We start from the raw sequence: 20,536 nt of genomic DNA, 5'->3' as shown, positions 1-20,536 counted from the left end.
CGGTGCTCGCCGCTAGCTTGCGGGGATGGACGTCACCGCGCCTGCCCACCGCCTCTCAGCGGCCGTCTCCGCTGCTTCGCGCCTGCTGCCCGCCCGCGCCGGACTGCGGTTGCGGGCGGACGCGGCCGGGCTGACGGTCACCGGGAGCGATCCGGATCTCGCCGTCCGGTTCGACTGCCCGGCGACCACCCACACCGACGGTTCGGTCGCCGTCCCCGCGGCGCCCCTCGCCGAGACGCTGCGGATGCTCGACACCGACCTGGTGCGCCTGGTCGTCGAAGGCAGCCGCCTGGCCCTGCGGCTCGACAACGCCCGGTTCGCACTCCCCCTCCTTTCCGCCGAAGCCGACCGGCCGGCGCCCGAGCCACCGCAAGTGTCCGAAGTGGACGGAACGGCGTTCGCGTCGGCGCTGCGGATCGTCGCGGGAACGGCGTCGAAGGACGACCCGCTGCCGTTGTTCACCGGCGTCCGCGTACAGGCGGCCGACCGCCTGACGCTGACAGCGTCCGACCGCTACCGGATGGCGGTGGCCCGGCTGCCGCTGCACAAGCCGGGCTCGCTGGACGTGCTGGTCCCGGCAACCCTGCTGACGGAGGCGGCCCGCCAGGCGAAGGGCACCGTCGGCCTGCACGCGGGCCCGGGCCGGTTCGGCCTGAGCTGGGAGGGCGGCTTGGTCGGCACGGCGGTCCTCGACGCGGGCTTCCTGTCGGAGGACTCGATCCCGTCGAGCGCGGTCGACACGACGGTGACTGTGCACGCGGATGCCCTGGCTTCTGCGGTCCGCCGGGTCGGGGTGTATGCCGAGGATCGCCGGGTGTTGACCCTGGAGGTCGGAGACGCCCAGGTCCGCCTGGCGAGCGCCCGCCAGGACACGGGCGAGGCGGAGGAGACCCTGAAGGCCGACGTCGGCGGCGGCCGGACATCGCCGTCATTCCAGGCTCGGTACCTGCTCGACGCGTTGCAGGCGTTCACGGGTGAGCGGGTGGTGCTGTCGATCCAACCGGGGATGCGGGCGTGCATCCTGCGGGCTGCGGAGCCCGGGGAGGTGCAGCTGACGTACTACCTGATGCCGATGCTGGCCCGCTAAGGGGCCACCGTGCCGAAGCGCTTCAACGTCCGGATCATCGGCGCCGTCTCCACCTGCCGGACTCCCGCCAGCCCGCTCAAGTCATCGGCCAAATACGAGTACAGCGCCGCGTCGTCGCGGCAGCCCACGTTCGCCACCAGGTTCGCCGGGCCCGTTGTCGCCGCCGCGAATGCCACCTGCGGATGCGTTGCCAGCGCCTGGCCGGTCGACTCCAATGCCGAGGGCGCCACCGTCAGCCAGAGCGTTGCCGTCAACGGGTAGCCCAGCAGGGCCGCGTCCATCTCTACGTCGAAGTACAGCGCTCCCGAGTCTCGCAGTGCCTCCAAGCGGCGGCGGACCGTTGACTCCGAGCGGCCGGATGCCGCCGACAATGTCGACATGTCGGCACGGCCATCTTGGGCCAACGCCGCCAGCAAGTCGAGGTCTCCCGGTTCCGGGCGGTAAGAAGCAAGCCCAGGTGCGCGCCGCAACGCGGAAACCTGTGAAGCCGACAAAGCGCTGGACCGACCGCTCCACCCCGCCGGCCCGCCCGCGAACCGGCGCAGCATCCGGTACGCCGTCATCGACACCACCCGCGGGGTCCGGGGCAGCTGCCCCAGGAGCAAACCGTCCGTCTCCTCGCGCAGCGGGGCCCGGATGAAGCACGCGATCTCCGTGCCGCCGGACATCAAGCTCACCCACTGCGTGTCGGCGCGCCGGGCCAGGGCCGCCGCGATCGCCGCCGCCGAATCCGGGACGCAGCGCAAGCGCACCAGCCAGTGCACCTGACCCAGGGGCGCCGCCTCCGGGACGCCCACCACCCGCAGCACCCCGGACGACCGCAGCTTCCGGTAGCGGCGCGCCACCGTCTGGTCGGAGACGCCCAGCACCGACGCGATCGTGCTGAACGACGCCCGCCCGTCCAGCTGCAGCGCGTGCGCCAGGCGGCGGTCCAGGTCGTCGAGCAGGCCGGATTCCACCACCTCAGCCTAAGCAATGTCGGATTCCGGGCACAATCCGCGAGCAGGCGGAAGAAAGTGCCGCCGGGAGCCACCCTGGACGCATGAACATCGACCACACCGTCTTCCTGACCAGGGACTACGAAGAAACCTGGCTGCGCTACGAACAACTCGGCTTCACGCTCAGCCCGCCGTCGCGGCACTTCGCCGCCGCCACCGACACCACCGAGCCGGTCCCGAGCTGCACCGCCAACCGCTGCGCCTACTTCGGCGACTCGTTCCTCGAGTTCATCGGCATCGTCGACGAAGCCGCCGGCGACCCCTGGCACGTGCTGCCCATCCTGGACGCCCGCGGCGACGGCCTCCACGGCTGCTCCTTCGGCGTCGACGACTCCGAAGAGGCGTCGAAAAGGCTCAGCGAAGCCGGCCTCTCGGCCTCGGGGGTGCTGAAGCTGCAACGCGACGTCGAGCTGCCCGAAGGCACCCGCACCGCACGCTTCCGCAGCGTCCACATCAGCCGGGACCGGACGCCCGAGGGCATCCTCCACACCGCCGAGCACCTCACCCCGGAGTACGTCCATCAGCCGCGCTACCTCGACCACCCCAACGGCGCCCGCGGAATCGCCGGGATCGTCCTGATCGTCCCCGACGACGAAGTCGGCGCCTACCGCAAGCGCTACGACGTGATCACCAACGGCCAGCAGCTGGTCGACATCGCCGGAGCGAGCGACCTCGACACCCTCCTGCCGGGGGAAACCGCGAAAGACCTGCCGTACTTCGCCGCCCACGGCGTCGTGGTTGCGGATCTGGCGAAAGCGCGGAAGCTGGTCGAGGACCACGTCCCGACGACCACGCACCACCGCGGGTTCTTCGTCCGCGCCGAGGACGCCCACGGCGCCGCGGTGTACTTCCAGGAGGCACGATGATCGTCGAAACCGCCGCCGGCCGGGTCCGCGGAACGGACGGTGCCTTCTACGGAATCCCTTACGCCACCGCGAAACGCCTGGAACGCCCGGTGAAGCCGAAGCCGTGGAACGACGTCCGGGACGCACTCGAGCCCGGGCCCGCGGCGCCGCAACCGCCGTCACGCCTGGAGCACGCCCTGGGCCGGATGCCCCTGCCGCAGAGCGAGGACTGCCTGTCGCTCAACGTCTTCACGCCGTCGACCACCGGGAGCCGCCCGGTGCTGGTGTGGATCCACGGCGGCGGGTTCTCCAGTGGCTCGGGCGGCCAGGACTGGTACGCGGGCACGCGCCTGGCCCGCGAGGCCGACGCCGTCGTCGTGACGCTCAACTACCGCCTCGGCGCGCTCGGCTTCCTCGCCCTGGACGGTGTTCCGCCCAACCTCGGCATCGCCGACCAGCTCGCCGCCCTCGAATGGGTGCGCGACACCATCGCCGCGTTCGGCGGCAACCCGGCCGACATCACCCTCGGCGGGCAGTCGGCCGGCGCGCAGTCGACGCTCGCCCTGTGGTCGGCACCGCGCGCCAGGGGGCTCATCAAGCGGATCGCCCTGCAGAGCGCACCCCTCGGCATGCGACCGTCCACCTGGGACGAAGCAAACCAGAACGCCCTGCTGCTACAAGAAGAGCTCGGCGAAGACATTCGCACGGCACCAACCGGGAAGCTCCTCGAAGCTCAACTCAGGGTCGCGGCCAAGACCGCGAGACCCGGCTCGCTGGAACCGCCGTTCCAGCTGGTCGCCGACGGCGATCTCGTCGCGGACGACCTCATCGAGAGCGCACCGGAAGGCCCGGCGCTGATCAGCTCGACGAAAGACGAGCTACGCGCCTTCGCCCCCGACGCGCCGCAAGAAACAGTCGACGCCGCGAACAGCTTCTTCGTCAGCGACAGGCTGGCCGAGAAGCTCGACGCCGTCGTCTACCGCATCGACTGGCACGCGCCCGGCAACCCGTTCAAGGCGTGCCACTGCATCGACATCCCGTTCCTCTTCGGAACCCACGACGGCTGGGACGCGCCGATGCTCGAAGGCGCGCCCAAGGGTCTCGAAGACGAACGCGGGCTGCGCGAAGTCTGGGCCGCCTTCCTGCACGGAAAGCGGCCCAGCGCGGACTGGGAAGGGCTCAGGCCGATGCGGCCTTGACGGCGGCCTCGACCTCGGCGAAGGAGGGGTTGACCATGGCGGTCGACCCGACGATCACGGTCGGGACCGTCTCGTTCCCGTTCGCGACCTCGCGCACGCGCGCGGCCGCGTCCGGGTCCTCCCAGATGTTCAGCTTCCGGATTGTGAAGCCGCTCTTCGACATCGGCCGGTCCAGCGCGGCGCAGAACCCGCACCCCGGCCGCCAGTAGAACTCGACCTCGACGTTGCTCATCCCTGGTCCTCCGACCGCAAGTAGTCCAGCTGCGCCTGCACGCTCAGTTCGGCCGGCGCCCACAGCGCCCGGTCGACGTCGGCGTACACGACCTCGACGACCTGGCGCGGGGTGGCGTCCGCACCGAGCGTCTTCAGAGCCGAACGCACTTGGTCCAGCCGCTGTTCCCGGTGGGCAAGGTACTCGCGGGCGGTCGCGGGCAGATCGAGGAGCTCCGGACCGTGGCCGGGCAGCCCGAGCGTGCCCGCCGGGAGCTCGATCAGCTTCCGCAGCGAGCGCAGGTAGTCACCGAGGTCGTGCAGCACCGTGGTGCCGCGCCCGAGGATGGTGTCGCCGGTCAGCACCTGGCCGTCGAGCACCAGCGACACCGAGTCGCCGGTGTGCCCGGGCGTGTGCAGCACGCGGATCGAGAGACCACCGGCCGAGACGACTTCACCATCCACAAAGGACGACGCGTCGAGGCACAGCGAAGGGTCGAAGGCCCGCACCGGCGCGCCGACGCGCTCGGCGAACCACGGCGCGCCCTCGGCGTGGTCGGGGTGGAAGTGCGTCAGCAGGACCAGTTCGACCTCGCCCACCCCGGCCAGCAGCTCGAGGTGCTCGAGGTCGCGGTACCCCGGGTCGACGACGACGGCCGGGGTGTCCGGCGTCGCCCGCAGCACCCAGCTGTTGGTGCCTTCGAGCGTCATCGACGACGGGTTGTTCTCCAGCAGCACCGACGCCGTCCCGGTCACCTGGCGCAGCACGCCGTACGCGGGGGCGGTCATCGCTTCTCCAGCACTACGCGGACGTGGTCGCCCTCGCGGATGAGCATCGGCGCGATCCGGACGATCTCGCGCGGCGCGCTCAGGACGTCGTCGGCCGTGGCGAACTCGGCCAGTTCGCTCAGCGTCAGCCAGGTCGGTGGCATGAGCATCCGGCGGCCTTCGCGCGCGTCGGCGATCGCGTCCTCCGGGCGCTGCCAGCCGGAGCTGGACGCCTCCGACGTCGCGCCGTCGGCCTGCTGGCCTTCCGGCAGCTTCGCGACGTAGAACCGGGTGTCGTACCGGCGCGGCTCCTCCTCGGGCGTGATCCAGTGCGCCCACGGGCGCAGCAGGTCGGCCCGCAGCGTCAGCCCCGCGTCGGCGAGGAACCCGGCGAGCGAGACCTCGCGCGTCTCGAGGGCTTTGCGGGCGGCCGCGTACGGCGTGACGTCGGTGAGGACCGCGTCCGCGCTGCCCGCGAGCAGCACGCCGGACTCCTCGAACGTCTCGCGCACGGCCGCGCAGGTCAGCGCGCGGGCGAGGGCATCGTCACAGGTGAAGCGCGAAGCCCACCACGACGGCTCCGGGCCGGCCCACGCGACCGAAGCGTCGGCGTCGCGCTTGTCGACCCCGCCGCCCGGGAAGACGGTCATCCCGCCCGCGAACGGCATGCCCTTGACCCGGTGCTGCAGGAAGATTTCGACGCCGTCGGCGCCGTCCCGGACCAGGATCACGGTGGCCGCGTCCTTCGGCGTCGCCGGCGGGCCGTCGGCGTTGGCCCGCGTCGCGACGCCGGCTCCTACCGGGATGTCGAAGACGAACTCCGTTGACTGCTCCACCCGGGAAACATACCTCCGGACCCCGACGTCCCGTCGCGCAGTTGTGGCGTCTCAGACAGTGAAAAGGCGGTGCCTCCCGGAGGAAGCACCGCCTTTTCTCGAGAGGAGGACTAAGGAGCGGTCCAGCCGCGCTGGTCGCCGCCGGAGCGGGAAGCGCCGTTGAGCCGCATCTTCGCCGCCTCCGCGCGCTCGCGCTCGGCCAGCTCGGCGTGCAGCTCACGCAGCAGCGCCCGGTCGCGCTCGCTCAGGCTCGGGTCGTCCAGGTCCAGCGCCGGCAGCTCGACGACCTCGTGCATCGACGGCTTGCCCGCGGCGATCTCGCGGCCCTTCTCCGGGTCCTCGGCCAGCGCCTGCCGCAGCTGCGCGACCTCGGCCGGGGTCAGGTCGGCCGTGCGCTCCGCCCGCGACTCGGCCCGCTCGGACGACCGCTCCGACCGCGACTGGCGAGGCGGCTCCGGGGCGGGCGGCGGCGACACGATCGGCACCACCGGGGCGACGGGCTCCGGCGAGGTCGTCGTCGTGGTGCTGGAGCGCATGCTGTGCCGGCTGCCCGACGACTCCGCGACCGGTTCCGGCGCCACCGAGACCGGCGGCTTGGCCGGCTCCGGCCGGTACACCGACGCGGTCGACGTCGTGCTCCCGGTCACCCAGGCCGGCGACGCGGCCGCCGAAGCGGCCTGGTGGTACTCGGAGTGCGCGACGCCGGGTCCGCTGACCTCGACGACGGAGTGGATCCCGGCCCGGCGCAGCGCCGTGTCGACGCGGAACGCGACAGCCGGCGGGTTGCCCTCCGGCCCCAGCTCCACGAGCACCACGCGCTGCGGCAGCGCGCCCGGCACGCTGCCGGCCGGGGTGTTGCGCCACACCGCGTGCACCGAACGGACGTCCGGCAGCACCTGCAGGGTCCGGTCGAGCGCCTCGGCGATGCCGAACTCCGGGGAGTTCTCGCCGCTGAACCGGTGCGTGCTGACCTGCTCGGCCTCGTCGACCAGCAGGTCGTTCGCCAGCGTCGCGTCCGACCGGCTCATCTCGAGCACCAGCGCGAGCTCGCGCTGCTCGGCGGAGCTGACCGGGATCCGGCCCGCGATGAGCGTGCCGGTGGTCAGCTCGACCGCCTCGTCGATGTGCGCCCGGGCGATCAGCTCACGCGCCTCGGTGAGCGCGCTGTCGTCGATCCGGCCCGCCAGGGCCAGTAACAGGTTGTGCAGGCGCAGTGGCACCGAGAACCCGTCCATGGGCGGGCCGTCGTGGACCTCCACCATTGCCTTGCTCCCTCCCAGCTCGCTGGCGGGCGAGCGTTATGCGGCTACTAGCCGGTTCCCCGTCACCGCGCCCACGCAGACCAGCTCTGAGTCGGCCAGCGCGGCCCGGTGGTAACCCGGCAGGTCGAAGCGCGGCGGGATGACCTCGACGCTGGGCTCTTCGTCGCCCAGAACGCGCAGCACCCGCTGCAGTTCGCCGGTCAACCTCGGCAGACCGCTCAGCGCGGTGATCAGCAGGACGCGCTTGGCCGTGCCCTGTCCGACCACACCGACGTGTCGCCAGCTCTGCCGCACTTCCCCCACGTCCGGGCGTCCCCGCAACGTTGCGTGGATCAACACGGACACGGAGTCGACCGAGTTAACCCATTCGGGCGCACTCGACGTGAATGTGTACCGGTTCTCGGTGACGTCGTCTACCCCCAGCGTCGAACTGACCTGGTGCCAGTCGGCGCCGTGCGGGATGAGCCCGGCCACGAGCAGCCGGTACTCCGTCTGGTCGAGGTCAATCCTGTGCTTAAGCAAAGACCTCGGCAGGGTCCGGGCGAGGGTGCCCATGGCGCCCTCGCCGAGCCAGTCGCGGAACCGCCACAGCAGCTGGTCGGGCAGCCGCCCGGCCAGCCGGAGCAGCAGCTCGTGGGTGGACTGCTCGATGTCCGGATCCATCACTGCACCTCCACGATCAGTTCGACCTCCACCGGCGAGCCGATGGGCAGCTCCGCGACGCCGACGGCCGAGCGGGCGTGGATGCCCGCGTCCCCGAAGACCTCGCCGAGCAGCTCGGACGCGCCGTTGACGACCGCGGGCTGGCCGGTGAAGCCCTCCGCGGAAGCCACGAAGCCGACAACCTTGACGATCCGCGCGACGTTGTCAATGCCCACCAGTGCGTGCACGGCCGCGAGCGCGTTGAGCGCCGACGTGCGGGCGTGGCCCTTCGCCTCTTCGGGACTGATCTCCGCACCGACCTTGCCGGTCGCGGCGAGGACGCCGTCGACGAAGGGCAGCTGGCCGGAGGTGTAGACGTGCTTCCCGCTCTGGACGGCGGGCACGTAGGCGGCCAGCGGGGCGGCCACGCCGGGCAGCTCGATGCCGAGCTCCTTCAGCCGTTCGCTCCAGCTCACGGGATCAGCCCTTCGGACGCTTGAGGTACGCGACGTGCTGCTCGCCCGTCGGGTTCGGCAGCACCGTGACCAGCTCCCAGCCGTCCTCGCCCCACTGGTCGAGGATCTGCTTCGTGGCGTGGATCAGCAGAGGGACGGTCGCGTACTCCCACTTGGTGGCGCTCATGACCGGGAGCGTAGCCAAGCGGGCAAGACCGCCGGGGGCCGCCGCCGGAAATCCGGGGACGACGCGCCGTGGTGTGGTTCATCTCACGCCGCTAGCGTTGCCCCGTGGAGACGTGGCGCGTGATCGCGACGGTGCTGCTCGCGGTGGCCGGGCTGCCCCTGGTGCTCGTCGTGATGGCGAAGGTGCGCGACCGGACGCAGAACTCCGGCCAGGTCGCCGTCGGCGGGGTGATCACTTTCACGCTGCTGGTCGTCCTCGGTGTGCTCATGCTCACCGTGCTGCCCGGGCTCGTCACCTGGGTACTGGTCGCGGCGGTCGCCGGTGCGGTCAGCGTCATGCTGCTGGCCAGCTGAGCGCTGATTTAGGGTGAAGAAGTGACCACCTCCCATGCCGGCTGGACCGACGAGCTTGCCCGCGCCCGGCTGCACTTCGTCACCGGCAAGGGCGGGACCGGCAAGACGACGCTCGCCGCGGCGCTCGGGCTCGCGCTCGCCCGCGAAGGCCGGCGCGTGCTGCTCATCGAGGTCGAGGGCCGCCAGGGCCTCGCCCAGCTCTTCGACACCGAGCCGCTGCCCTACGCCGAGCAGCGCATCGCCGCCGTCCCCGGCGGGGGCGAGCTGCGCGCGCTGCACATCGACGTCGAAGCCGCGCTGCTCGAGTACTTCGAGATGTTCTACAACCTCGGCTTCGCCGGCCGGACGCTGCGGCGGATGGGCGCGATCGAGTTCGCGACCACGCTCGCGCCGGGGCTGAGGGACGTCCTGCTCACCGGGAAGATCAAGGAGTGCGTCGGCCGCACCGAGTCCGACGGGCGGCACACCTACGACGCCGTCGTCGTCGACTCGCCGCCGACCGGCCGGGTCGTCAAGTTCCTGGACGTCACCAAGGCACTGACCGACCTCGCGAAGACCGGCCCGATCCGCGGCCAGGCCGAGGGCGTCGTGCGGCTGCTGCACTCCGGCGAGACCGTGATCCACATCGCCACGCTGCTGGAGGAGATGCCGGTCCGCGAGACCGTCGAGGCCGTGGCCGAGCTGGACGGCGCCGACCTGCGCCCGGGCGCGGTGCTCGTGAACCGGGTCCGGCCGCCGCGGCTGCCCGCCCGGTCGGTGACCGCCGCCGCGGACGGCCGCGTCGACGCCTCCCGCGTGCGCTCCGGGCTCGCGTCGGCCGGACTGAAGCTGCCGGACGCCACCCTGGAGGCGCTGGTCGAGGAGACCGTCGAGCACGCGGTGCGGGTCGCGGCCGAGCAGCGGGCGCGCGAGCAGCTCGCCGAGGCCGACCTGCCGACCCTGGAACTACCGGACCTGACCGACGGCGTCGACGTCGCGGCCCTCTACGACCTGGCCGAGGCCTTGACCGACCAGGGGGTGCGGTTGTGACCACCACCATCGACATCGACGCGCTGATCGACGACCCGGAGAGCCGCGTCATCGTCTGCTGCGGCTCCGGCGGCGTCGGCAAGACGACCACGGCCGCGGCGCTGGCCCTGCGCGCGGCCGAGCGCGGCCGCCAGACCGTCGTGCTGACGATCGACCCCGCGCGGCGGCTGGCGCAGGCGCTCGGGCTGCGCGAGCTGGGCAACCACCCGAAGCAGGTGCGGGTCGAAGGGTTCGAGCCCAAGGGTGAGCTGTGGGCGATGATGCTCGACATGCGCCGCACGTTCGACGACATGGTGCGCGTGCACGCCGGCCCGGAACGCGCCGAGCAGCTGCTGCAGAACCCCTTCTACCAGACCATTTCCACGTCGTTCTCCGGCACGCAGGAGTACATGGCGATGGAGAAGCTGGGCCAGCTCGCGGCTTCCGGCGACTGGGACCTGATCATCGTCGACACCCCGCCGAGCCGGTCCGCGTTGGACTTCCTCGACGCGCCGACCCGGCTGTCGTCCGCTTTGGACGGCCGGATGATCCGGCTGCTGACCGGCCCGGCGAAGGCCGGCGGCTGGGGACTGCGCAAGGTCGTCAACGCGGGGTTCTCGATGTTCGCCAAGGCCGTGTCGACGATCATCGGCGGCCAGCTGCTGACCGACGCGTCGGCGTTCATGCAGGCGTTCGACAGCATGTTCGGCGGCTTCCGCGAGCGCGCCCGCAAGACGGCCGAGCTGCTGCGCTCGTCCGGGACGTCGTTCCTGGTCGTGGCCGCGCCGGAGCCGGACGCGCTGCGTGAGGCGTCCTACTTCGTGGAGCGGCTGTCGTCGGAGTCGATGCCGCTGGCCGGGCTGATCGCGAACCGCACGCACCCGGTGCTGGCCAAGCTGTCCGGTTCGGAAGCGCGCACGGCGGCGGATTCCCTGCAGGGCGCACCCCTGGCCGAAGCGGTGCTGCGGCTGCACGCGGACCGCGTCGACCTGGCGGCCCGCGAAGAGCGGCTGCTGGCGCGGTTCACCCGGGCGCACCCCGAGGTGGCGTTGGCCCGGGTGCCCGCGCTGGCCGGTGACGTGCACGACCTGGAAGGTCTGCGCGACATCGGCGTGAAGCTCGCCGGCTGAGCGGCACGGGCGGCGCGCCGGCAGGGCCGCGCCGCCCGCGTCCGCTCAACCGACTTCGACCCGCTCCAGCGCGTCGCGCTTGGCCGCTTCCAGCAACTCCGCCCAGCTCAGCACGTCGGGACGGCGGCGCAGCAACGCCCGCCGCTCCCGTTCGGTCATGCCTCCCCAGACACCGAAGTTGATCCGGCCGTCGAGTGCTTCGGCGAGGCATTCCGTCCGGACCGGGCAGCCCATGCAGACCGCTTTGGCCCGGTTCTGCTCCGCGCCCCGGACGAACAGGCCGTCCGGGTCGGCGTCCCGGCAGGACGCGTTCATTCGCCAGCTCGACTGGTTGGTTTCCATACCCCCAGCTCCCTACCCTGGTGATCGACGCACCAGCGGGGAAAGGCACTGCGCTCCTTGCCCCCGCGAGCGTGTCTCCCTCTGCTCACGTCGGTTCCGGGCACCTCCCCGGTGCCAGGTGCCGCCGTTCGGACCAAGCGAGCTCCCACCCGCGTTGATCCATCCGACGGCTTGTCTTCGTGAGACGTTGACGGACTGTAGGGGCCCTCGGTTCCCCCCGTCGAGACCTAGGATGCCTTCCGTTACCAGTTGTCACCGAAGGGGGTCGGTTTTGTCACTGAATTCACACCTCCGGAGACACGGCGTCACCGGCGCCTGACTCACTCCGGGTAGCCTGGCCCTCGTGCGAAAAGCGGATGGTTTGTTCAAGCTCATCGGCCTCTGTCTGCTCGCGGGGGTGCTCGTCGCCGGCATGCTCTTCCCGGTCGTGGGGGCGGCCGGTGTCATGTCCAACCAGGCCAGCGAGACGGTGGAGAAGACGTCGTCCGACCTCGCCGACATCCCGCCGCCGCTGGTCACGACGGTCACCGACAGCACCGGGAAGCCGATCGCGACCCTGTACGACCAGTACCGGCTGCCGGTCAACGAGAACCAGATCAACGAGGCCATGAAGTGGGCGCTCGTCTCGGTCGAAGACAAGCGGTTCTACGACCACCACGGCGTCGACTGGCAGGGCACGCTGCGCGCGGCCGTCAGCAACACCACGGGCGCCGACACCCAGGGCGCCTCGACGCTGACCCAGCAGTACGTCAAGAACTACCTGATCAACGTCGTCTACCGGACCGACCAGGTGGGCCAGAAGAAGGCCCAGGAGCAGTCGATCGCCCGCAAGCTGAAGGAAGCGCGGATCGCGATCCAGCTCGAGACGAAGCTGACCAAGCAGCAGATCCTCGCCGGCTACCTCAACATCGTCGAGTTCTCCCGGCAGATCTACGGGATCGGCGCCGCCGCGCACGCGTACTTCGACACGACGCCGGAGAAGCTGACCGTGCCGCAGGCCGCACTGCTGGCCGGGCTGGTGAACAACCCGATCAACAACGACCCGTGGAAGCACGCCGACAAGGCGACCGCGCGCCGCAACCTCGTCCTCGACCGCATGGTGGAGAACAAGAAGCTGGCCAAGGCCGACGCCGACCGCTTCAAGGGCGAGCCGCTGGGCGTCGTGCCGGACTTCCCGGCCAAGCCGGCGGCCAACTGCATCGGCGCGGGCCCGGAGTCCGGGTTCTTCTGCCAGTACGTCGAGGACTACCTGCTCAAGGCCGGCGGGATGACGAAGGACCAGCTCTACACCGGCGGCTACACCATCAAGACGACGCTGGACGAGCGCGCCAACCACGAGGCGAAGGTCTCGGCCGAGACGCAGGTGAAGAAGACCCAGCCGTACGTCGCCAACACGCTGTCCTTGATCAGACCGGGCAAGAACCGGCACGAGGTGGTCGCGCTGGCCGCGAACCGCGACTACGGCCAGAACCAGGACGAAGGCCAGACGACGTACGCGTTGCCCACCGGCGTCTACAACACCGGTGGCGCGGGGTCGACGTACAAGATCTTCACCTCGGCCGCGGCGCTCGAAAAGGGTGTGGCCGGGATCTATTCGCCGGTCCTCGTGCCTGACTCCTACACCTCGCGCGTGTTCACCGGTGGTGGCAAGAGCTGCCCGCCGACCGGGCCACCGCTGAACTCGAAGTGGTACTGCGTCGGCAACGCCGGCGACTACAGCCGGATCGCTCAGGGTGCGACCCTGCAGACGGCGCTCGCGACCTCGCCGAACACTGCGTTCGTCGAGCTGGAGGACCAGCTCGGCAGCACGGCGCCGGGCATCGACATGGCCAAGCGGCTGGGCATGCGCGACACGATGGCGAGCAACATCGGCGGCGGCACGGTCGACCCGAAGTCCGACGACTCGGGCAAGAACACGAGCCAGGCGGAGGCGTACGGTCCGAACGGCCGCAGCCCCGGCTTCGGCGCGTTCACCCTCGGCTTCTCCCCGCTGAGCGGCCTGGAGCTGGGCAACGTCGCCGCGACGATCCTGTCGGGCGGCGTCTGGTGCCCGCCGACGCCGATCGCCGGGGTGACCGACCGCAACGGCGCGCCGGTGCCGATCAAGGAAGCCCCGTGCGAGCAGGCGGTGCCCGAGGGGCTGGCGAACACCCTGGCCGTCGGCATGAGCAAGGACGACCAGCCGGGCGGCACGTCGGCCGGCGCGGCGGCCGCGGTGAAGTGGGACCGCCCGATCATCGGCAAGACGGGCACGACCCAGGGCAACGTCTCGGCGACGTTCGTCGGCGGCACCCCGCAGCTGGCGGGCGCGGCGATGACGTTCAAGTTCGGCGGCGGCCAGGGCGGTATCTGCGACGGGAACGTGCCCGGCTCGGTCCGGGTGTGCCCCACCGGCAACATCTTCGGCGGCAAGGCCCCGGCGAGGACGTGGTTCGGCGCGATGAAGAACATCATGGACGCCAGCCAGCCGAGAATGGAACTGCCGCAACCGGATCCGCAGTACATGGGTGGCGGCGCCCGCTGACCGGCAACTGAAACGCGGGGTGTGGGAGCGCGGCTCCCGCACCCCGCGTTTTCAGTTCCCGGGCATGTCGGACAGGATTTCCATGTTCCACCAGTAGTACAGCTGGTCCAGCTGGTCGTTGTTCGTGACCTTCGTGGACAGCAGCACCCCGCCCATGAGCTTCTTCGCGTCCGTCCACACCAGGTGGGCGGGATCGCCGGGGAAGCACGTCAGGTAGTCGCCGGCGACCGGCGCCCGGGTTTCGGCGCGGTAGTACGTGCCCCAGATCTTCGGCACCTTCAACGGACGGCAGGCGCCCTGGGCGTCGTTGCGGGTCAGGCCCTGCGCCTTGACGATGTCCTGGAACCACTTGTCCATCGCCGCCGCGTCGGCGAAGCGCAGGAACTTCGCCCCGGTCGGCTGCGGGAACACCACGTTGCCCGCCTTGACGTCCCCGACGTTCGAGTCCCCGCACTCGACAGCGGCGACGGAGCCGGCCGGCACCGCCGCGTCTTCGCACGTGTATTGCTTGTAGACGGCGGGAAGCGCGCCGTACAGCTTCTCGTCGTGGGCCGGCTTGGATTCCGAAGTGGACGGTGGCGGTGTGGTCGTCTTCTCGGACGTCGTCGGCGGGTCGACCGTCACCGGCGTCAGCGGACCCGGGGCGCCGGTCTGCGTCTTGTCGTCCTTGGTCACCACGTACGTGATCACGAGCGCCACCACGACGATCCCGGCGAGCACGGCGCACAGCGCGATCCACCGGTTCCGCTGGGACTTCGCCGGCCCGCCCGCGACCGGGGCGAGCTTGCCCGACGGTCCGGTGAACGGCTTCGGTCCCGTCGGCGGCCCGGTGTACGTCCCGTTCGGCGGGCCCGGGTACGCGCCGGTCGGCGGCCCCGCGTAGGGCGCGGCCGGCATCGGCCGCGGCGGGGTTGTCGGCGCGGACACCGCGTGCTGCTGCGGGATCGGTCCGGAGAAGGTGGGCGGCGGCGCGGCCAGGGTGGGCCGCGGCGGGGTCACCGGGCCCGGCAGGGTCTTCTGCCACGTCGGGATCGGCGGCGCCGGCGCGGTCAGGGCCGCGCGGACGGCGTCGGCGAACGCGGCCGCCGTGGGGTACCGGTCGGCCGGGCTCTTCGCCATCCCGCGCGCCACCACCGCGTCCAGCGCCGCGGGCAGGCCCGGCCGCTCTTGCGAAAGCACCGGCGGCGGCGCGTTCAGGTGCGCGCCCATCTGCGCGGCCGCCCCTTCCGCCGGGAACGGGCGGCGGCCGGCCAGGCATTCGAAGAAGACGCACGCGAGCGCGTAGACGTCGACGAGCCCGGTGATCGGCGCGTCACCGAAGCGCTCCGGTGCCATGTAGTCGAGCGTGCCGATCACGTTGCCGGTGCCGGTGATCGACGTGCCCTCGCCCGACATCGAGCGCGCGATGCCGAAGTCCACGAGGTACACGAAGTCGGCGCTCGTGACGAGCACGTTGGACGGCTTCACGTCGCGGTGGACCAGGCCGTCCTCGTGGGCGGCGTCGAGGGCGCCCGCGACCTGCTCGACGATCCCCAGCGCCCGCTCGGGCGTCAGCGGCCCGTCCTCGAGCAGCTCCTTCAGGTCCTTGCCCTCGACGAGCCGCATGTCGAGGTACAGCTGCCCGTCGATTTCGCCGTACGCGTGGATCGGGATCACGTGCGGCTCACGCAGCCGCGCGACGATCTGCGACTCCCGGCGGAACCGCGCGCGGAAGGCGTCGTCGCCCGCGTTCGGCCCGGACAACAGCTTCAGCGCGACGACGCGGTCGTGCGCCGTGTCGTAGGCGCGGTGGACCTCGCCCATGCCCCCTCGGCCGAGCAGGCCCTCGATCCGGTAAGGCCCGAACTGCTCCATCGTTCTCCCCAACCCCCCGGTTGGAAACCCGTCGTCGGGCCGACGCAAATGCTAAGCGGAAGGTTCCCCGTAACGGCGGCGAAGTCATCCAACTGTTGAGCACGTATCCTGGACTCCGTGAGCACGCTCAGTAACAAATCCACGTCGGGGGCGAAAGCGGCACGCCTCGCCGCGGGGACGCTGGCGCTCGGCGCCGCGACCCTCGGTTACGCCGTCGGCATCGAACGGCGCCACTGGACCCTGCGCACCGCCCAGCTCCCGGTGCTGGCGCCCGGGTCACGGCCGTTCACCATCCTGCACGTTTCGGACCTGCACATGCTGCCGAGCCACCTCAGCAAGCAGCGCTGGGTCGCGGCGCTCGACGAGCTCGAGCCCGACCTCGTCGTCAACACCGGCGACAACCTGTCGCACCGGCAGGCGGTCCCGTCCGTGCTGCGCGCGCTGGGCCCGCTGCTCGACCGCCCGGGCGTGTTCGTCTTCGGCAGCAACGACTACTACGCGCCGAAACCCAAGAACCCGGCCCGGTACCTGATGCCGAAGGGCAAGAAGAAGCGCATCCACGGCGTCCAGCTGCCGTGGCGCGACCTGCGCGCGGCGTTCGTCGAGCACGGCTGGACCGACCTGACGCACGTCCGCCGCACGATCGACGTCGGCGGGCAGCCGGTGTTCGCGGCCGGCGTCGACGACCCGCACCTGCGCCGCGACCGCTACGCCGACATCGCGGGCCCAGCCGACAGCGGCGCGGCGGTCCGCATCGGCGTCACGCACTCGCCCGAGCCGCGGGTGCTCGACACGTTCGCCACGGACGGTTACGACCTGGTCCTGGCGGGCCACACGCACGGCGGCCAGCTCCGGCTCCCGGGTTACGGCGCTCTGGTCACGAACTGTGAGCTGGATCGCACCCGCGCCCGCGGCGCCTCGCGCTGGGGCGCGCACATGTGGCTGCACGTTTCGGCGGGCTTGGGGACGTCGCCGTGGGCGCCGGCGCGATTCGCGTGCCCGCCCGAGGCGAGCCTGTTGACGCTGGTCCCGCGTGGGTCGGGGACGGCGGAGCCGCGAAAGTCGGCCCCCCGAAAAGCCCGAGACACCGTCCGCTAGACTTCTCCACGACCCGTTAAGCAGTACCTCGGGGTGTGGCGCAGCTTGGTAGCGTGCCTCGTTCGGGTCGAGGAGGTCGTGGGTTCGAATCCCGCCACCCCGACGAGTAAGAGCCGGTGTCTTCGGACACCGGCTCTTCTGGTTTCCGGGGTCAGCGCGTCGCCGTCACTTCGACCCAGCACTGGCTGAAGTCGCCGTCGCCGCTGCGGACCCAGGTCAACGCCGACCGGGCCGCGCTCGCCAGCTGGTCGCGGTCGCGGCCGGGCTCCGCGACCGCCGCCTCCAACCGGGTCTGCACGTACTTCGCCAGGTCCCGGTACGTCATGTCCGCGCGGTAGCGGGCGTGCGAAACGACCTCCGTGAACCCCGCCGTCGCACATTGTTCGGCGATCACGCGGCCCGCGAACGGGTTGCCGCCCGCCTGGCGGCGCAGCAGGTAGTGGCCGCGCAGGGCCGCGTCGACGTTCGCCGTCTTCGGGCGCACGCGGGCCTTGCTCCAGTCCGAAGTGGACAGCGCAAGTCTGCCGCCCGGCTTCAGCACCCGGCGCAGTTCCGCCAGCGCGGCCGGCGGCGCCGCCAGGTGCTCGAACAACGCGTGGGAGAACGCCACGTCCACACTCGCGTCGGCGAACGGCAGGTCGTACGCCGACGCCACCAGGAAGTCCACTGTGGACCTTCCAGCGCGGCGGGCCAGCGAGCGCGCCATGGCCACCTGGTCCGCGTCGAGGTCGACCCCCGTCACCCGGGACTCCGCGGCGAGCCCCAGGGTGATCGAGCCCGGACCGCAGCCCAGGTCGACCACCCACATGCCCGGCTTGAACAGGGGCTGCGCGAACGTCGCGCGCTCCGCCGCCGTGCGCGCGGACATCATCGAAACCGCGTCTCGCCCGTAGCCCGGCGCGTAACCCTCCAGCACCCCGCACACAGTACGGCCAGAAGGTGGCAGGATCGAGGGGTGAGCACGCAGTCAGCCAAGCAATTCCCGCCCGCGGTGGTCCCGGACCGGCTGTTCGACGACGCCGAAGCCGAAGCCCGCTGGCGCGCCCGCTTCCACGCCCCCCGCATCTCCACGCCCGATTGGGCCCGCGACGCCCCCGACGCCAACCTCTACGTCTCCAACTCCAGCGGTGTCTGGGAGGTCTACGCCTGGAACCGCGCGACCGGCGAGCACCGCCGCGTCACCGATCGGCCCAACGGCACCCTGCACTCGGCGCCGTCCCCGGACGGCGAGTGGATCTGGTGGTTCGACGACACCGACGGCGACGAGTTCGGCTCCTGGGTGCGCGAGCCCTTCGCCGCGACCGAGGGCAGCAAGCCCGAGAAGGCCGTGCCGGACGTCCACGACGGCTACCCGGCCGGCCTCGAGATCGGCGCCGGGATCATCACGCTCGGCGTCTCGACCGACGACGGCAGCGAGCTGTTCGCCCGGATCGACGGCGAGACGCACCGCTTCTACAGCCACGCGGACGACGCCGGCATCGCGTCGCTCTCCCGCGACGAGAGCCTGATCGCGATCTCCCACTCCGAGCACGGCGACTCGCGCCACCCCGCGTTGCGCGTGATCGCGGCCAACGGGTTCGCCGCGGTGGCCGAGAAGTGGGACGGCGAAGGCAAGGGCCTGACCGCCCTCGAGTTCTCCCCGCTGCCGGGCGACCAGCGCCTGCTGGTGCTGCACGAACGCCGGGGCCGCGAGGAGCTGCTCGTCTGGGACGTCCGGGACGACACCGAGACGGAGCTCGAGCTCGACCTGCCCGGCGAGGTCGTCGCCGGCTGGTACCCGGACGCGCGCGCCCTGCTGGTCGTCCACTTCCACGAAGGCCGGAGCTCGTTGTACCGCTACGACCTCGACACGGCCGAATTGTCCTCTGTAGACACTCCGGCTGGGCGCATCGGCGGCGCCGGGGTCCGTCCGGACGGGACCGTCGAGTACTCGTGGTCCAGCGCCGCCGAGCCGGCCGCGGTCCGCGCGCGGACTGTCGACGGCGCCGACTCCGTGCTGCTCGAGCCACCGGGCGACCGCGCGCCGGGGTCGGAGCCGGTGACCGACGCGTTCGTCGAAGGTGTCGGCGGGCGGATCCACGCGCTGGTCTCGCGGCCGTCCGGGGCGCCGGAGGGCCCGCTGCCCACGGTGTTCTCGCTGCACGGCGGCCCGCACGCGGCCGACGAGGACCGCTTCTCCGCCTACCGCGCGACCTGGCTCGACGCCGGGTTCGCCGTCGTCGAGGTCAACTACCGCGGCTCGACCGGCTACGGCTCGGCCTGGCGCGACGCCATCGAGGGCCGGCCGGGCCTGACCGAGCTGGAAGACGTCGCGTCGGTGCACGACTGGGCCGTCCAAAGTGGACTCAGCGACCCGGGCAAGTGCGTCGTGAACGGCGCTTCGTGGGGCGGTTACCTGTCGTTGCTGGCGATCGGCACCCAGCCGACGCGGTGGGCGGCGGCCGTCGCCGGGGTGCCGGTGGCGGACTACGTCGCCGCGTACGAGGACGAGATGGAGCAGCTGCGCTCGTTCGACCGCGCGCTCTTCGGCGGTTCGCCGGAGGACGTGCCCGCGGTGTACTCGGAGTGCTCACCGATCACGTACGTCGACGCCGTGACGGCGCCGGTGCTCGTGCTCGCGGGGGACAACGACCCGCGCTGCCCGATCCGCCAGATCGAGAACTACCTCGACCGGCTGAGCGGGCGCGAGCTGCACCACGAGTTCTACCGCTACGACGCCGGCCACGGTTCGCTGGTGATCGCCGAGACGATCAAGCAGACGTCGATCGAGGTCAACTTCGCCCAGCGGGTCCTCGGCCTGCGCTGACCTTTTGCCCTGAGGGGCACCTTCAGGGCTTATATGTCCCTGAAGGTGCCCCTCACGGCTTTCAGCGTTCGGAGTGCAGGACCCCGCCGGTCGCCCAGTGGTCCGCGCCGATCTCGACGAGCGTCACCTGGACACCCTCGGGCTTGCCGCCGCAGGTGCGGACGAACGCGTCCGTCAGCTCGCGGACCAGGGCACTCTTCTGGGCGGGCGTGCGGCCGGGGAACATGGCAACGCTGATCATCGGCATGCCGCGCAGCCTAGAGGCCGCGCTTGACCGACTGAAGTTTGGCGACCGCGGCCGCGTCACCCTCGAAGTCGAGGTGGACGGCGTCGCGGCCGAAGACGAAGAGCAGCAGGTCCACGGGCTCGCCGACGACCGTCACCGGGTCGGGCCCGGTCTTGACGGCGGCCTCGCGGCCGTCTTTCGTGCGCAGGGTCACGCCGACCGGGGACTTGCGCAGGTTGAGCTTCGCGGCCCCCTTCGCCGAGCGCCACGCGGCCGCGTCCCGGGTGGGGTCCGCGGGCCGCGGCGTCCACTCCGGCTGCGCGCGCCGGACGTCTTCGTGGTGGACGAGGAACTCGGCGGCGTTGGTCAGCTCGTCGAGCGGGCCGATCGCGGTGGGCCAGAACTTCGACGGCCCCCGGCGCACCTGCTCGACCAGGCCGTCCCACGGCTTGGCGGCGTAGCGGTCCTGAACCTTCTGCGTGTACCCGGCGAGCGCGGGCACCATGATCCCGGGCGCGGCGTCCGGCCGGTGCTCACGCACGACGAGGTGCGCGGCGAGATCCCGCGTCGTCCAGCCTTCGCACAGCGTGGGCGCGTCGGGCCCGAGGTCTTGGAGGAGCGAGCTCAATGCCTGGCGTTCGTCAGCAGCGACACCCATGTGGTCGACGTTACCCGTCGGTAGACGCCCTGGCGACGGGAAGAGACG

The 20,536-nt window shown here is 71.5% G+C and carries 22 protein-coding genes and 1 tRNA gene; 10 read left to right on the top strand and 13 right to left on the bottom strand.

Features of this window, described 5'->3' with window-relative positions; genetic code table 11:
* Positions 1-25: 25 nt before the first annotated feature.
* The gene (locus AB0C38_RS05210; protein WP_360666687.1) at positions 26-1,087 is read left to right on the top strand and encodes a DNA polymerase III subunit beta; all 1,062 of its coding nucleotides are present in this window, start codon (positions 26-28) and stop codon (positions 1,085-1,087) included.
* Here AB0C38_RS05210 and AB0C38_RS05205 read toward each other — a convergent pair.
* Positions 1,084-2,046, bottom strand: coding sequence for an AsnC family transcriptional regulator (locus AB0C38_RS05205; protein WP_360666684.1), 963 nt, complete (start codon positions 2,044-2,046; stop codon positions 1,084-1,086). The two genes, AB0C38_RS05210 and AB0C38_RS05205, sit on opposite strands and share 4 nt — an antisense overlap.
* 83 nt (positions 2,047-2,129) lie before the next feature.
* Here AB0C38_RS05205 and AB0C38_RS05200 point away from each other — a divergent pair, with 83 nt between their 5' ends.
* Together AB0C38_RS05200 and AB0C38_RS05195 are read left to right on the top strand one after the other, a co-directional pair.
* Positions 2,130-2,951, top strand: coding sequence for a VOC family protein (locus AB0C38_RS05200; RefSeq protein ID WP_360666681.1), 822 nt, complete (start codon positions 2,130-2,132; stop codon positions 2,949-2,951).
* Entirely contained in the window at positions 2,948-4,129 is a 1,182-nt protein-coding gene (locus AB0C38_RS05195) for a carboxylesterase family protein (protein WP_360666678.1), read from the top strand. Before AB0C38_RS05200 ends, AB0C38_RS05195 begins: the two co-directional genes overlap by 4 nt.
* Here AB0C38_RS05195 and AB0C38_RS05190 read toward each other — a convergent pair.
* From AB0C38_RS05190 to AB0C38_RS05160, 7 genes are all read right to left on the bottom strand, one after another.
* Positions 4,110-4,361, bottom strand: a complete 252-nt coding sequence (locus AB0C38_RS05190; protein WP_360666675.1) for a glutaredoxin domain-containing protein — start codon at positions 4,359-4,361, stop codon at positions 4,110-4,112. The two genes, AB0C38_RS05195 and AB0C38_RS05190, sit on opposite strands and share 20 nt — an antisense overlap.
* A complete protein-coding gene (locus AB0C38_RS05185) occupies positions 4,358-5,128 on the bottom strand; it encodes an MBL fold metallo-hydrolase (RefSeq protein WP_360666672.1) in 771 nt (256 codons plus the stop codon). The genes AB0C38_RS05190 and AB0C38_RS05185 overlap by 4 nt, the downstream gene beginning before the upstream one ends.
* On the bottom strand, positions 5,125-5,943 hold the full coding sequence (locus AB0C38_RS05180; RefSeq protein WP_360666669.1) for an NUDIX hydrolase: 819 nt from the start codon (positions 5,941-5,943) through the stop codon (positions 5,125-5,127). The genes AB0C38_RS05185 and AB0C38_RS05180 overlap by 4 nt, the downstream gene beginning before the upstream one ends.
* A 110-nt stretch (positions 5,944-6,053) precedes the next feature.
* Positions 6,054-7,205 (bottom strand): hypothetical protein, encoded by a 1,152-nt coding sequence (locus AB0C38_RS05175; protein WP_360666666.1) that lies wholly within the window; start codon positions 7,203-7,205, stop codon positions 6,054-6,056.
* Positions 7,206-7,241: 36 nt separating this feature from the next.
* Positions 7,242-7,868: a hypothetical protein gene (locus AB0C38_RS05170; protein WP_360666663.1), complete on the bottom strand. Its 627-nt coding sequence runs from the start codon at positions 7,866-7,868 to the stop codon at positions 7,242-7,244.
* On the bottom strand, positions 7,868-8,323 hold the full coding sequence (locus tag AB0C38_RS05165; RefSeq protein ID WP_086840822.1) for a RidA family protein: 456 nt from the start codon (positions 8,321-8,323) through the stop codon (positions 7,868-7,870). Before AB0C38_RS05165 ends, AB0C38_RS05170 begins: the two co-directional genes overlap by 1 nt.
* 4 nt (positions 8,324-8,327) lie before the next feature.
* Positions 8,328-8,489 (bottom strand): DUF4177 domain-containing protein, encoded by a 162-nt coding sequence (locus AB0C38_RS05160; protein ID WP_086679227.1) that lies wholly within the window; start codon positions 8,487-8,489, stop codon positions 8,328-8,330.
* Between the two features lie 104 nt (positions 8,490-8,593).
* Here AB0C38_RS05160 and AB0C38_RS05155 point away from each other — a divergent pair, with 104 nt between their 5' ends.
* The 3 genes from AB0C38_RS05155 to AB0C38_RS05145 are packed head-to-tail and all read left to right on the top strand — an operon-like array spanning position 8,594 to position 10,980.
* Positions 8,594-8,842 carry a hypothetical protein gene (locus tag AB0C38_RS05155; RefSeq protein WP_360666660.1) on the top strand — a complete coding sequence of 83 codons (249 nt, stop codon included), beginning with the start codon at positions 8,594-8,596 and terminating at the stop codon, positions 8,840-8,842.
* A gap of 21 nt (positions 8,843-8,863) precedes the next feature.
* A complete protein-coding gene (locus tag AB0C38_RS05150; protein ID WP_360666657.1) occupies positions 8,864-9,871 on the top strand; it encodes an ArsA-related P-loop ATPase in 1,008 nt (335 codons plus the stop codon).
* Entirely contained in the window at positions 9,868-10,980 is a 1,113-nt protein-coding gene (locus tag AB0C38_RS05145; RefSeq protein ID WP_360666655.1) for an ArsA family ATPase, read from the top strand. The genes AB0C38_RS05150 and AB0C38_RS05145 overlap by 4 nt, the downstream gene beginning before the upstream one ends.
* A gap of 45 nt (positions 10,981-11,025) precedes the next feature.
* Here the strand turns inward: AB0C38_RS05145 and AB0C38_RS05140 are convergent, their stop codons facing one another.
* Positions 11,026-11,322: a WhiB family transcriptional regulator gene (locus tag AB0C38_RS05140; RefSeq protein WP_360666652.1), complete on the bottom strand. Its 297-nt coding sequence runs from the start codon at positions 11,320-11,322 to the stop codon at positions 11,026-11,028.
* 343 nt (positions 11,323-11,665) lie between these two features.
* Here AB0C38_RS05140 and AB0C38_RS05135 point away from each other — a divergent pair, with 343 nt between their 5' ends.
* Entirely contained in the window at positions 11,666-13,846 is a 2,181-nt protein-coding gene (locus AB0C38_RS05135; RefSeq protein ID WP_360666649.1) for a transglycosylase domain-containing protein, read from the top strand.
* Between the two features lie 51 nt (positions 13,847-13,897).
* Here the strand turns inward: AB0C38_RS05135 and AB0C38_RS05130 are convergent, their stop codons facing one another.
* Positions 13,898-15,700, bottom strand: coding sequence for a protein kinase (locus tag AB0C38_RS05130; protein WP_360666646.1), 1,803 nt, complete (start codon positions 15,698-15,700; stop codon positions 13,898-13,900).
* Positions 15,701-15,817: 117 nt separating this feature from the next.
* Here AB0C38_RS05130 and AB0C38_RS05125 point away from each other — a divergent pair, with 117 nt between their 5' ends.
* Positions 15,818-16,798 (top strand): metallophosphoesterase, encoded by a 981-nt coding sequence (locus AB0C38_RS05125; protein WP_360666643.1) that lies wholly within the window; start codon positions 15,818-15,820, stop codon positions 16,796-16,798.
* A gap of 29 nt (positions 16,799-16,827) precedes the next feature.
* Positions 16,828-16,901 (top strand) — tRNA-Pro (locus AB0C38_RS05120).
* 48 nt (positions 16,902-16,949) lie between these two features.
* Here the strand turns inward: AB0C38_RS05120 and AB0C38_RS05115 are convergent.
* Entirely contained in the window at positions 16,950-17,714 is a 765-nt protein-coding gene (locus AB0C38_RS05115) for a class I SAM-dependent methyltransferase (protein ID WP_360666640.1), read from the bottom strand.
* 39 nt (positions 17,715-17,753) lie between these two features.
* On the opposite strand from AB0C38_RS05115, the gene AB0C38_RS05110 reads away from it, so the two are divergent.
* Entirely contained in the window at positions 17,754-19,604 is a 1,851-nt protein-coding gene (locus AB0C38_RS05110; protein ID WP_360666637.1) for a prolyl oligopeptidase family serine peptidase, read from the top strand.
* Positions 19,605-19,665: 61 nt separating this feature from the next.
* Here AB0C38_RS05110 and AB0C38_RS05105 read toward each other — a convergent pair whose 3' ends face one another.
* Both AB0C38_RS05105 and AB0C38_RS05100 read right to left on the bottom strand, forming a co-directional pair.
* The gene (locus AB0C38_RS05105; protein WP_086859558.1) at positions 19,666-19,851 is read right to left on the bottom strand and encodes a tautomerase family protein; all 186 of its coding nucleotides are present in this window, start codon (positions 19,849-19,851) and stop codon (positions 19,666-19,668) included.
* 10 nt (positions 19,852-19,861) lie between these two features.
* Positions 19,862-20,488, bottom strand: a complete 627-nt coding sequence (locus AB0C38_RS05100) for a TIGR03085 family metal-binding protein (protein WP_360666634.1) — start codon at positions 20,486-20,488, stop codon at positions 19,862-19,864.
* Positions 20,489-20,536 lie beyond the last annotated feature (48 nt).

The organism is Amycolatopsis sp. NPDC048633, assembly GCF_040650695.1.
Taxonomy (GTDB): Bacteria; Actinomycetota; Actinomycetes; order Mycobacteriales; family Pseudonocardiaceae; genus Amycolatopsis.
The sequence above is the reverse complement of the archived record's forward strand: the minus strand, read 5'-3'. Positions and strand labels throughout refer to the sequence as shown.

Bases quoted from the DNA above. Each gene is read 5' to 3' on its own strand.
- AB0C38_RS05160 (WP_086679227.1), bottom strand. From the start codon at position 8,489: ATGAGCGCCACCAAGTGGGAGTACGCGACCGTCCCTCTGCTGATCCAC.
- AB0C38_RS05195 (WP_360666678.1), top strand. From the start codon at position 2,948: ATGATCGTCGAAACCGCCGCCGGCCGGGTCCGCGGAACGGACGGTGCC.
- AB0C38_RS05175 (WP_360666666.1), bottom strand. From the start codon at position 7,205: ATGGTGGAGGTCCACGACGGCCCGCCCATGGACGGGTTCTCGGTGCCA.
- AB0C38_RS05210 (WP_360666687.1), top strand. From the start codon at position 26: ATGGACGTCACCGCGCCTGCCCACCGCCTCTCAGCGGCCGTCTCCGCT.
- AB0C38_RS05100 (WP_360666634.1), bottom strand. From the start codon at position 20,488: ATGGGTGTCGCTGCTGACGAACGCCAGGCATTGAGCTCGCTCCTCCAA.
- AB0C38_RS05105 (WP_086859558.1), bottom strand. From the start codon at position 19,851: ATGCCGATGATCAGCGTTGCCATGTTCCCCGGCCGCACGCCCGCCCAG.
- AB0C38_RS05140 (WP_360666652.1), bottom strand. From the start codon at position 11,322: ATGGAAACCAACCAGTCGAGCTGGCGAATGAACGCGTCCTGCCGGGAC.
- AB0C38_RS05185 (WP_360666672.1), bottom strand. From the start codon at position 5,128: ATGACCGCCCCCGCGTACGGCGTGCTGCGCCAGGTGACCGGGACGGCG.
- AB0C38_RS05130 (WP_360666646.1), bottom strand. From the start codon at position 15,700: ATGGAGCAGTTCGGGCCTTACCGGATCGAGGGCCTGCTCGGCCGAGGG.
- AB0C38_RS05200 (WP_360666681.1), top strand. From the start codon at position 2,130: ATGAACATCGACCACACCGTCTTCCTGACCAGGGACTACGAAGAAACC.
- AB0C38_RS05170 (WP_360666663.1), bottom strand. From the start codon at position 7,868: ATGGATCCGGACATCGAGCAGTCCACCCACGAGCTGCTGCTCCGGCTG.
- AB0C38_RS05190 (WP_360666675.1), bottom strand. From the start codon at position 4,361: ATGAGCAACGTCGAGGTCGAGTTCTACTGGCGGCCGGGGTGCGGGTTC.